9 protein-coding genes are annotated in these 12,147 nt (G+C 34.5%); all 9 read left to right on the top strand.

What is annotated here, in order from left to right; translation table 11 throughout:
- The first annotated feature begins 358 nt into the window (after window positions 1-358).
- Complete coding sequence (gene ilvD, locus DFQ10_RS03345; protein ID WP_115815996.1) at window positions 359-2,038, top strand: dihydroxy-acid dehydratase; 1,680 nt, start codon at window positions 359-361, stop codon at window positions 2,036-2,038.
- Between the two features lie 11 nt (window positions 2,039-2,049).
- A complete protein-coding gene (ilvB, locus tag DFQ10_RS03340; RefSeq protein WP_115815995.1) occupies window positions 2,050-3,786 on the top strand; it encodes a biosynthetic-type acetolactate synthase large subunit in 1,737 nt (578 codons plus the stop codon).
- Between the two features lie 2 nt (window positions 3,787-3,788).
- Window positions 3,789-4,319 carry an acetolactate synthase small subunit gene (gene ilvN / locus DFQ10_RS03335; RefSeq protein ID WP_115815994.1) on the top strand — a complete coding sequence of 177 codons (531 nt, stop codon included), beginning with the start codon at window positions 3,789-3,791 and terminating at the stop codon, window positions 4,317-4,319.
- A gap of 11 nt (window positions 4,320-4,330) precedes the next feature.
- Window positions 4,331-5,830, top strand: a complete 1,500-nt coding sequence (gene ilvC / locus DFQ10_RS03330) for a ketol-acid reductoisomerase (RefSeq protein ID WP_115815993.1) — start codon at window positions 4,331-4,333, stop codon at window positions 5,828-5,830.
- Between the two features lie 76 nt (window positions 5,831-5,906).
- Window positions 5,907-7,175 (top strand): threonine ammonia-lyase IlvA, encoded by a 1,269-nt coding sequence (ilvA, locus tag DFQ10_RS03325; RefSeq protein WP_115815992.1) that lies wholly within the window; start codon window positions 5,907-5,909, stop codon window positions 7,173-7,175.
- An 80-nt stretch (window positions 7,176-7,255) separates the two neighbouring features.
- Window positions 7,256-8,848: an NADP-dependent glyceraldehyde-3-phosphate dehydrogenase gene (locus tag DFQ10_RS03320; RefSeq protein WP_115815991.1), complete on the top strand. Its 1,593-nt coding sequence runs from the start codon at window positions 7,256-7,258 to the stop codon at window positions 8,846-8,848.
- Window positions 8,849-9,260: 412 nt separating this feature from the next.
- A complete protein-coding gene (locus tag DFQ10_RS03315; protein ID WP_115815990.1) occupies window positions 9,261-9,890 on the top strand; it encodes a GNAT family N-acetyltransferase in 630 nt (209 codons plus the stop codon).
- Complete coding sequence (locus DFQ10_RS03310; protein ID WP_115815989.1) at window positions 9,883-11,064, top strand: argininosuccinate synthase; 1,182 nt, start codon at window positions 9,883-9,885, stop codon at window positions 11,062-11,064. The genes DFQ10_RS03315 and DFQ10_RS03310 overlap by 8 nt, the downstream gene beginning before the upstream one ends.
- Window positions 11,065-11,115: 51 nt before the next feature.
- Window positions 11,116-12,099 carry an N-acetyl-gamma-glutamyl-phosphate reductase gene (gene argC, locus DFQ10_RS03305; protein WP_115815988.1) on the top strand — a complete coding sequence of 328 codons (984 nt, stop codon included), beginning with the start codon at window positions 11,116-11,118 and terminating at the stop codon, window positions 12,097-12,099.
- Window positions 12,100-12,147: the final 48 nt, after the last annotated feature.

Here is a 12,147-nt window from a genome sequence, read left to right as displayed (position 1 = left end):
GTAATAAAGGCATTAAGATTCTAAAACATAGTATATATCCCTTGAGTTAACATATTAACGCACAAATTATCATAATCATTTCTATTATTCGCTTCGTGATTATTTTACAAAACCGAGGAATACTATAATAATTTAAAACATAGATTTATTTTAAGCCTTCCGTAATCAGGAAGGCTTTTTTTATACAAAAAAATAACACACTTGGACATCATATTTATATCATCCTAAAAAACTAATAAACAACAAGTTAACCCAACTCCAGTCGTATTGAATTTAGATTAAGAAACAGAATATTGCTATATAAACTTAGCATAACAAGTAATTTAGATTTAGCAAATCATTTTTGCCAGAATAAACTATGAGTGAATTAAACAAATACAGTAAAACAGTTACCCAAGACCCAACGCAACCTGCTGCGCAAGCCATGCTGCATGCTATTGGACTAACAAAAGAAGATTTTTTTAAACCTATTGTTGGTATTGCAAGCACAGGTTACGAGGGCAATCCTTGTAACATGCACCTCAACGACTTAGCCAAATTGGTTAAAGAAGGCACAAAAAACGAAGATGTTATAGGCTTAATTTTCAACACTATTGGTGTTAGTGATGGTATTTCAATGGGTACTCCAGGAATGCGTTACTCACTACCTTCTCGCGACATTATTGCAGATTCTATGGAAACTGTAGTCCAAGCCATGAGCTACGACGGATTAGTAACTGTGGTAGGTTGCGATAAGAATATGCCAGGCGCTTTAATGGCTATGATTCGTTTAGATAGACCAAGTATTTTGGTCTATGGAGGCACAATAGATTCCGGTTGTCACAACGGAAAGAAACTAGATGTTGTTTCTGCTTTTGAAGCTTGGGGAAGCAAAGTTGCTGGAACCATGGACGAAACTGAGTATCAAAACATCGTTGAAAAAGCATGTCCTGGTGCTGGTGCCTGTGGTGGAATGTATACCGCAAACACCATGGCTTCTGCAATTGAAGCTTTGGGAATGACTTTACCTTTCAACTCTTCAAATCCGGCGTTAAGCGACGCTAAGAAAAACGAATCTGTAAGAGCTGGTGAAGCTTTACGATTATTATTAGAAAAAGATATTAAACCTTCGGATATAATTACAAGAAAATCACTTGAAAATGCAGTAAGACTAGTAACAATATTAGGAGGTTCTACAAATGCAGTCTTACACTTTTTAGCCATTGCAAGAGCTGCTCAAATAGATTTTACGCTCAAAGATTTTCAAGATATTAGTGACAACACACCATTTTTAGCAGATTTAAAACCTAGTGGAAAATATCTAATGGAAGATGTTCATGCTGTTGGAGGTATTCCTGCAGTATTAAAATATCTTTTAAAGAAAGGTATGATTCACGGAGATTGTTTAACCGTAACAGGAAAAACAATTGCTGAAAACTTATTAGATGTACCAGACTTAAAAGAAGGTCAAGATGTTATTAAACCTATTGAAGAACCTATAAAAATTTCAGGACACTTAAGAATGCTCTACGGCAATTTAGCAACCGAAGGTAGTGTGGCTAAAATAACAGGAAAAGAAGGTTTATGCTTTAGAGGAAAAGCTAAAGTTTTTGAAGGAGAATATGCAGCAAACGACGGAATTAGAGATGGAAAAGTGGAAAAAGGAGATGTCGTTGTCATTAGGTATGAAGGTCCTAAAGGTGGACCAGGAATGCCAGAAATGTTAAAACCAACAGCTGCGATTATGGGAGCTGGCTTAGGTAAAGATGTTGCTTTAATTACTGATGGACGTTTCTCTGGAGGAACACATGGTTTTGTTGTAGGACATATAACACCTGAAGCTCAAGAAGGAGGCACAATAGCCGTCGTTAAAGATGGAGACATAATTACTATTGACGCTGAAACTAATTCAATTTCATTAGAAGTCTCTGAAGAAGAACTTCAGAAAAGACGTGAAAAATGGCAAGCACCAGATTTAAAATTTGAACGTGGTGTGCTCTATAAATATGCAAAAACAGTGTCATCAGCATCTAAAGGATGTGTAACTGATGAATTTTAAAAAAAGAGTAAATGAAAGAAACTCAAACCATACAAAACAAAACCAAAAGCACAGCAATTACAGAACGTATTTCTGGAAGTGAAGCAGTTATAAAATGCTTACTTGCTGAAGGTGTAGATATATTATACGGATATCCTGGAGGAGCCATTATGCCTGTTTACGACGAGTTGTATAAGTATCAAGATAAAATCCATCATGTCCTTACACGTCATGAGCAAGGAGCAACACACTCAGCGCAAGGTTATGCACGTATTTCTGGCAAAGTTGGTGTCTGTATGGCAACATCTGGCCCTGGTGCAACCAACCTAATTACAGGTATTGCAGATGCACAAATAGACTCTACACCAATGGTTTGTATCACTGGTCAAGTCGGTTCACATTTATTAGGAAGTGATGCCTTTCAGGAAACTGATATTGTTGGTATTTCAACACCTGTAACCAAATGGAATTGCCAGATTACAAAAGCATCACAAATCCCTGAGGTATTTGCAAAAGCATTTTACATAGCTAAAAGTGGAAGACCAGGACCTGTTTTAATAGATATTACTAAAGATGCTCAGTTTGAAGAATTCGATTTTAAATACGAAAAATGCAAAGGAGTAAGAAGCTATAAACCAGTTCCAGACACGGATGAAAATTCACTTAAAGCGGCTGCAGAACTTATAAATAATGCAAAACAGCCATTAGTAGTTTGGGGACAAGGTGTTATTTTAAGTGAAGCTGAAGAAGAATTTAAAGCGGTTATTGAAAAATCAGGAATTCCTTCGGCTTGGACCATTTTAGGAGCTTCAGCAATTCCATCAACACATCCATTAAATGTTGGTATGGTTGGTATGCATGGCAACTATGCTCCAAATGTATTAACCAATCAATGCGATGTATTAATTGCTATTGGTATGCGATTCGATGATCGTGTTACAGGCAATTTAGAATCTTACGCAAAGCAGGCTAAAGTGATTCATTTTGAAATTGATCCTGCAGAAATTGATAAAAATGTAAAAACAGATATAGCAGTTCTTGGAGATGCAAAAGCAAGCTTAAAAGCGTTGTTACCCTTATTGAATGCAAATTCTCATACCGATTGGCATCAAAAATTTAAAGATTTATATAAAATTGAATACGAAAAAGTCATTAAAAATGACTTACATCCAACCAAAGAAGGCTTAACTATGGCAGAAGTGTTGAAAGAAATCAACATACAAACCAAAGGAGAAGCTGCTATTGTTAGTGATGTTGGTCAACACCAAATGATTGCGTGTCGTTATGCTGATTTCAATAAAACAAAAAGCAATATTACATCAGGTGGTTTAGGCACAATGGGCTTTGCTTTACCAGCAGCAATAGGCGCAAAAATGGCTGCACCAGATAGAGAAGTGGTAATGATAGCTGGTGATGGTGGTTACCAAATGACGATTCAAGAATTAGGAACCATTTTTCAGCAAAAAGTACCTGTAAAAATCGTAGTTCTAAATAATGAGTTCTTAGGCATGGTACGTCAGTGGCAACAATTGTTTTTTGACAAGCGCTATGCCTCTACTGAGATGACTAACCCTGATTTTGTAGCCATTGCAAAAGGCTATTCTATTGAAGCTAAAAAAGTCTCCGAAAGAAAGGATTTAAAAGCCGCTGTAAAAGAAATGATAGATTGTGAAGGTCCATATTTCTTAGAAGTTAGAGTAGAAAAAGAAGGTAATGTATTCCCAATGATACCAACAGGAGCAAGTGTTTCAGATATAAGATTAGAATAATTATGGAAAACGAAATAAAACAATTTACCGTTTCGGTTTACACAGAAAATAATATCGGCTTGTTAAATAGAATTTCAGCTATTTTTCAAAGAAGACATATTAACATTGAAAGCTTAAATACGTCTCCTTCAGAAATTGAAGGAGTTTCAAGATTTACAATTGTCATCAATATTACCGAATCTCAAATGAAAAAGATTCAAGGTCAGATTGAAAAGCAAGTTGAAGTCATAAAAGCTTATTATCATACTGAAGATGAAATCATTTATCAAGAATCTTGCATGTTCAAAATAAAGTCAGAATTATTATTTGAGGAGCGTCAAATTCAAAATATCATCAAAGAAAGTAATGCAAAAATCGTTACTGTAAACAAGGAATTTTTCGTCTTAGAAAAATCGGGAAGAAAAGAAGAAATAGAATTACTATATAGAGAATTAAGTGTCTTTGGCATTATGCAATTTACACGCTCAGGGCGTGTTGCTGTAACCAAAGAGGAAATGAAAATATCAACAATGCTTCAAGCATTTCAACATTAAAAATAAATACAATGTCAAATTACTTTAACACATTACCATTAAGAGAACAATTAGGTCAATTAGGAAAATGTCGTTTTATGGACGCTTCAGAATTTGAAGATGGCGTAGACGCTTTAAAAGGAAAGAAAATAGTTATTGTTGGTTGTGGTGCTCAAGGACTTAACCAAGGTTTAAATATGCGCGATTCTGGTTTAGACATTTCGTATACACTAAGACAAGTTGCTATTGATGAAAAACGTGATTCATACAAAAACGCAACATCAAATGGTTTTAATGTTGGAACCTACCAAGAGCTTATACCTACAGCAGATTTAGTATTAAACCTAACTCCAGATAAACAACACACAAACGTTGTAAAAGCAATAATGCCTTTAATGAAAAAAGGAGCTACATTAAGTTATTCTCATGGGTTTAATATTGTTGAAGAAGGCACTAAAGTTCGTGAAGATATTACCGTCATCATGGTAGCGCCAAAGTGTCCAGGCACAGAAGTAAGAGAAGAATATAAACGTGGATTTGGTGTACCAACATTAATTGCTGTACATCCCGAGAATGACCCAGAAGGTAAGGGTTGGGCTCAAGCAAAAGCTTATGCTGCTGCAACTGGCGGACATAAAGCTGGTGTTTTAGAATCGTCTTTTATTGCTGAAGTAAAAAGTGATTTAATGGGTGAGCAAACTATATTATGTGGTTTATTACAAACAGGTGCTATTCTATCTTTTGACAAAATGGTTGAAGAAGGCATCGAACCTGGTTATGCTGCTAAATTAATTCAGTTTGGTTGGGAAACCATTACCGAAGCACTGAAGCATGGTGGAATTACCAACATGATGGATCGTTTATCCAATCCTGCAAAAATAAAGGCTTACGAATTATCTGAAGAGTTAAAAGGTATTATGCGTCCACTTTTTGAAAAACACATGGACGACATTATTTCAGGTCACTTCTCTCAAACCATGATGGAAGATTGGGCAAATGACGATATTAATTTATTGACTTGGAGAGCTGAAACTGGTGAAACTGCTTTTGAAAAAACAAAATTGACTTCAGATCATATTACAGAACAAGAGTATTTTGATCATGGAGTATTATTAGTTGCTTTTGTGAAATCTGGTGTAGAATTAGCTTTTGAAACTATGGTAAGCGCAGGTATTATTGAAGATTCTGCTTATTATGAATCATTACACGAGTTACCTTTAATTGCCAATACAATTGCAAGAAAAAAATTATTTGAAATGAACCGAGTAATTTCTGACACAGCGGAATATGGTTGTTATTTGTTTGATCATGCTTGTAAACCCTTATTAGCGGATTTCATGAAAACAGTAGATACCTCTATCATCGGAAAATCATTCTCTAACACTACAGGAGTTGATAACATAGAATTAATAGCTGTTAATGATGCGATTAGAAATCATCCTATCGAATCTGTAGGTCAACGTTTACGTGCCGCAATGACAGCGATGAAAGTGATTAAAACTGAAGATGTAAAAGAATCTGTTTTAGCATAACAAAGATTATCCTTTCAGGTTTTTAAACCTGAAAGGTCTAAAAAATAAGAGATTCTCTTTATAAAGAGAAGTGAACATGGAAGAAACCAAAACCATATACAGACCAACACTAAAAGCCATTGAATCTGCAGCAGAAAAATTAAAAGGTATTGCATCAGTAACACCTTTAATTAAAAACGCTAGGTATTCTAAGCATTTTGGCGCCAATATTTATTTTAAAAGAGAAGATTTACAAGTTGTGCGTTCTTATAAAATACGTGGAGCTTATAATAAAATCTCATCCTTATCTCCTTCTCAAATTGAAAATGAAATTGTGTGCGCAAGCGCAGGAAACCATGCTCAAGGTGTTGCCATTTCATGTAAGCTTTTAAAAATAAAAGGTACTATTTTTATGCCTTCCCCTACTCCAAATCAAAAGATTGAACAGGTAAAAATGTTTGGAGAAGATTTTGTTGAGGTTGTTTTAGTTGGTGATACTTTTGACGATGCTTACCATGCAGCAATGCAACAAAGTGAAGAACTCAATAAAACCTTTGTACATCCTTTTAATGACGAAAAAGTTATAGAAGGACAAGCAACGGTAGGTTTAGAAATTATTGACCAAGCAGAAGCGCATCCCATTCATTATGTATTTGTACCTGTTGGTGGTGGTGGACTTGCAGCAGGATTATCCTCTGTTTTTAAAATCTTATCACCTCAAACAAAAATTATTAGCGTAGAACCAAAAGGTGCTCCAGCGATGTTAACCTCTATTAGGGCTAATAAAAATACGGAGTTAAAAACCATAGATAGTTTTGTAGATGGAGCAGCTGTTAAACGCGTTGGCGATTTAAGTTTTGCTATTTGCAAAGAGACCTTACATCGTGTGGTTACAGTAGATGAGGGTAAAATTTGTCAAACTATCTTAGACCTTTATAATAAAGATGCCATTGTTGTAGAACCAGCAGGAGCATTAAGTCTTTGCGCATTAGAGCAATTTTCCGAAGAAATAAAAGGTAAAAATGTAGTGTGTGTTATTAGCGGAAGTAATAATGATATCACTAGAATGGCAGAAATTAAAGAACGTGCCCTACTCTATGCGAATCTAAAACACTACTTTATCGTTAAGTTTCCACAACGAACAGGAGCCTTAAGAGATTTTGTAGTTGATATTTTAGGTCCAAATGATGATATCACTCATTTTGAATACACCAAAAAAGCCAATCGTGAAAACGATGTGGCTGTAGTTGGTATACAATTAAAATCACCTGATGATTTAGAACCTTTAATTTCCAAAATGAAGCTTAATAATTTCTTTGGGGATTATTTAAATGACAAACCCGATTTGTTTCAATTTTTAGTATAGCTTAACATAAACTTAACCCGCTTAAAAGATGCGATTTTGTATCTTTATTACTTACAATTAATAGTGCAAAACAAGTTATTATGACTTCAACATTTGTGAATATTCCAGAACAGTTTCAAATTAAAAATTTAGTAGAGCAAAACACATATTTAATAGACGGAGCGCTAATACCTTGGAGAGGAGAAACTTCTAAAATATATTCAACAATTTCTTCAACAGAAGATTATAAACCTACACTACTTGGAACTATTCCTACTTTAGGAAAAAAAGAAGCCATAAAAGCATTAGATGCTGCTGTTTCTGCTTACAATAAAGGACAAGGTTTATGGCCAACAATGAAAGTTGTAGACCGTATTGCTTGCATGGAAAAGTTTGTTGAACAAATGAAAACCAAACGTGAGGAGGTTGTAAAATTATTAATGTGGGAAATTGGCAAAAACCTACCAGATTCTGAAAAAGAATTTGATAGAACCGTTGAATATATTTACGATACTATTGAAGATTACAAACAAATGGATCGCGATAGCGCAAAATTTGTAAAAAGTTCTGGCGTCAATGCACATATTAGAAGAGGACCATTAGGCGTTGTTTTATGTCTAGGTCCTTATAATTACCCGTTAAATGAAACTTTTGCGTTGTTGATTCCGGCCTTAATCATGGGAAATACAGCCATTTTTAAACCTGCAAAACATGGCGTTTTATTAATTACACCATTATTAGAAGCTTTTAGAGATAGTTTCCCAAAAGGAGTTGTGAATATCATTTATGGACGAGGTCGAACTGTTGCTGCACCAATTATGCAATCTGGAAAAGTTGATGTTTTAGCTTTAATAGGAAACAGTAAATCTGCAAATGCATTACAAAACCAACACCCTAAAAGTAATAGACTTCGATTAGTCTTAGGATTAGAAGCTAAAAATCCGGCAATAGTTTTACCTGATGCCGATTTAGATTTAGCCATAGACGAATGTATCGCTGGCACCACTTCATTTAATGGACAACGTTGTACGGCTTTAAAAGTTTTATATGTACATGAAGATATTGTGGAAGAATTCAATAAACGTTTTTCTTCCAAAGTAGATGCCTTAAAATTCGGAAACCCATGGGAAGATGGCGCCAAATTAACACCATTACCAGAACCAGATAAACCTGCTTACATTCAAGAATTAATAGATGATGCCACAGAAAAGGGAGCTAAAACTATTAATAAAAAAGGTGGAGACACCACGGAAAACTACATTTTCCCTGCAGTTCTATATCCAGTAACTAAGGATATGCGTGTATTTCAAGAAGAACAATTCGGACCAGTTATTCCAATAGTTCCATTTAATGACATCGAAGAACCATTGGATGATATGGCAGAATCGAATTATGGGCAACAAGTAAGTCTATTTGGTAAAGACGTAAAAACATTAGCTCCTTTAATAGATACACTTGTCAACTTAGTTTGTAGAGTAAATTTAAATAGTTCTTGTCAACGTGGACCAGATGTTTACCCATTTACAGGCAGAAAAGATTCAGCCGTTGCTACATTAAGTGTACATGATGCCTTACGTTCATTTTCAATTAGAACCTTTGTAGCGTCAAAAGACAATGATTATAACAATGCTATTTTAAAAGATTTACTAGATTCTAGAGCCTCAAATTTTGTAAGCACAGATTATATCCTCTGACAAATAGCCGATTAGAATGAATTATTTAAAATTTTAGTCGCTTATATTATGAATTTCATAAAAAAACAGCAAAAGTGCACGCGTTGCGACGAATATTAAATATTAATTATAAATTTACACTATGTTAAGTCAAAAAAATAGAATCGAAAGACCCACACGCTTGTTGTTAAACATGCGACGTCGCTAATGGCACTACTTAAAACCATTTAGTTAATCTTTTATTTTTTTACATTGAACAATCTATCATATATATTTTCCGCTTTAGTACTTTCCTTTTCAAATCGAAATACTTTACGTTGTACCCATAATCGTCGCCCGTAAGGGTACACTTCTATTTACAGAACTTAGGTGAGTCCGGTTCTCCTTTCAGAAACAAAAATTAAGTCAATTTATAATTAAAAAATCAATTACAATGAAAATTGTTATTGCTGATAAATCACATAGCATATACGCAGATATTATTTGCGAAACTATTGCTGAAGCTGCTAAAGTTAGAGGTACTGGCATCGCAAAACGTCAACCAGCATACATCATTACCAAAATGGAAAATGGTAATGCTGTCATTGCATTAGAAGGTGATAAATTCGCTGGCTTTTGCTATATCGAAGCATGGAGCCACGGGAAATTCGTCGCTAATTCCGGCTTAATTGTTCATCCAGATTTTAGAAATATAGGTCTTGCTAAACAAATTAAGAAAGTCATTTTTGAACATTCTAGAACCAAATTTCCAGATGCAAAAGTTTTTAGTATTACCACAGGTTTGGCAGTTATGAAAATGAATAGCGAATTGGGTTACAAACCTGTGACGTTTTCAGAATTAACAGACGATCAATCCTTTTGGAAAGGCTGTCAAACATGTAAAAATTTCGATGTATTAACGAGAACAGAACAAAAAATGTGCTTATGCACAGGAATGTTATATGATCCTTCTAAAGCTGAAGCATCAAAACCTAAAACACGTCCTTATGACAAAAAAGTATGGACACGATTAAAATTGATAAAACAGAATATGTTTTTAATAAAAGACAAAAAAGATGAGTAAAAAATTAGTTATAGCATATAGTGGAGGCTTAGATACCTCTTACTGCGCAGTAAGTTTAAGTAAAGCAGGATATGATATTCATGCCGTAAGTGTGAATACTGGTGGATTTACTCAAGAAGAAATTAAAACTATTGAAAGCAATGCCTATAAAATGGGTGTTTCAACATACAAGAATATTGATGCGGTTGCATCCTATTACGATAAAGTGATTAAGTATTTAATCTTCGGAAATGTTTTAAAAAATAACACTTACCCTTTATCTGTGAGCGCCGAACGTATTATTCAGGCCATTGAAATTGTACAATACGCCAAAAGTATAGATGCTAAATATATTGCACACGGTAGTACAGGCGCAGGAAATGACCAAGTGCGTTTTGATATGATTTTTCAAACCTTAGCACCAGAAATTGAAATCATTACACCAATTAGAGATGGCAAATTAACCAGACAGCAAGAAATTGACTACCTCATAGAAAATGGCATCGACATGTCTTGGAACAAAGCAAAATACTCAGTAAACAAAGGCCTTTGGGGAACGAGTGTTGGTGGAGAAGAAACGTTAACGTCTGAAAAACCATTACCAGAATCCGCTTACCCATCACAATTAAAACATACAGACCCAGAGAAAGTAGTACTTACATTTTCTGAAGGTGAATTAGTAGCTTTAAATGGTGTAGAAAATAATCCCGAAGTCAATATCGAAGTGCTGAACAACTTAGCATCTGCTTATGCTATTGGCAGAGATATTCATGTTGGCGATACTATTGTAGGTATCAAAGGTCGTGTTGGTTTTGAAGCTGCAGCTGCTTTAATTATTATAAAAGCCCATCACCTATTAGAGAAACACACCTTAACGAAATGGCAACTGCAACATAAAGATTATTTATCTAATTTCTATGGCATGCATTTACACGAAGGGCAATATTTAGACCCAGTAATGCGAGACATGGAAGCCTTTTTACAAAGTAGTCAAGACAAAGTTTCTGGTGATGTAACTGTAACGTTAAAACCTTACCACTTCACGCTAGATGGCATAAAATCTAAACACGATTTAATGAGTGCGAAGTTTGGAAGTTATGGTGAGGAAAATAAAGGTTGGACAGCAGATGAAGCCAAAGGATTTATTAAAATATTTGGCAATCAAAACAAGATTTATCAGCAAGTAAACAACTAAATAAGACCTCACAGGTTTTCAAAACCTCGTAGGTCTCAAAATGTTAGCACAATGAAAAAATTAAATATAGGAATCATTGGAGGCGCTGGTTACACAGCAGGAGAATTAATTAGATTATTGATTCATCACTCTAAAGTAGAAATCGATTTTATTTACAGTACTTCTAACGCAGGAAACAAAGTTAGTAAGGTGCATCAAGATTTGTTAGGCTCAACTGATTTGGTGTTTTCAAATGAAATCAATCCAGATGTTGATGTGCTTTTCTTGTGTTTAGGTCATGGCAATTCAAAAGCATTTTTAGAACAAAATACATTTTCTGAAGGCACTAAAATCATTGATTTAAGTAATGATTTCAGATTAACTAAAGATGAAGTTTTCAATGCAAAAACTTTTATTTATGGTTTACCAGAATTAAATAAAAAGGCGATTAAAAAAGCCGATTATATTGCTAATCCAGGTTGTTTTGCTACGGCCATTCAATTAGCATTATTACCTTTAGCTAAAACCGAAATTTTACAAAACGATGTACACATAAATGCTGTAACTGGTGCCACTGGTGCAGGAACTTCATTATCTGCGACAACACATTTCACTTGGCGAGATAATAATTTTTCACACTACAAAGCATTTACACATCAGCATTTAGGAGAAATTAATCAAACCGTAAATGCGCTACAATCAGATTTTAATTCTGAAATCATTTTTATGCCGAATCGTGGTGATTTTTCAAGAGGCATTTTTGCAACACTTTATACGAAATATGAAGGCAGTTTAGAAGAAGCAAAACAATTGTATACGGAGTTTTATAAAGATGCTGCATTTACCTTTATTTCTGATGAAGACATTCATTTAAAACAAGTGGTAAACACGAATAAATGCATCCTTCATTTACATAAACACAACGATAAATTACTGGTTACAAGTATTATTGACAACCTATTAAAAGGTGCCTCTGGACAAGCAATTCAAAACATGAATTTAATGTATGGCTTTGAAGAAACTGAAGGATTACAATTAAAGGCAAATTATTTTTAATAAACACTATAGACCTGTAAGGTTTTTGAAACCTGACAGGTCTTAAAA

Origin of the sequence: Winogradskyella eximia, from assembly GCF_003386165.1 — a bacterium.
Taxonomy (GTDB): domain Bacteria; phylum Bacteroidota; class Bacteroidia; order Flavobacteriales; family Flavobacteriaceae; genus Winogradskyella; species Winogradskyella eximia.
This window is presented reverse-complemented; position numbering and strand designations above follow the sequence as displayed.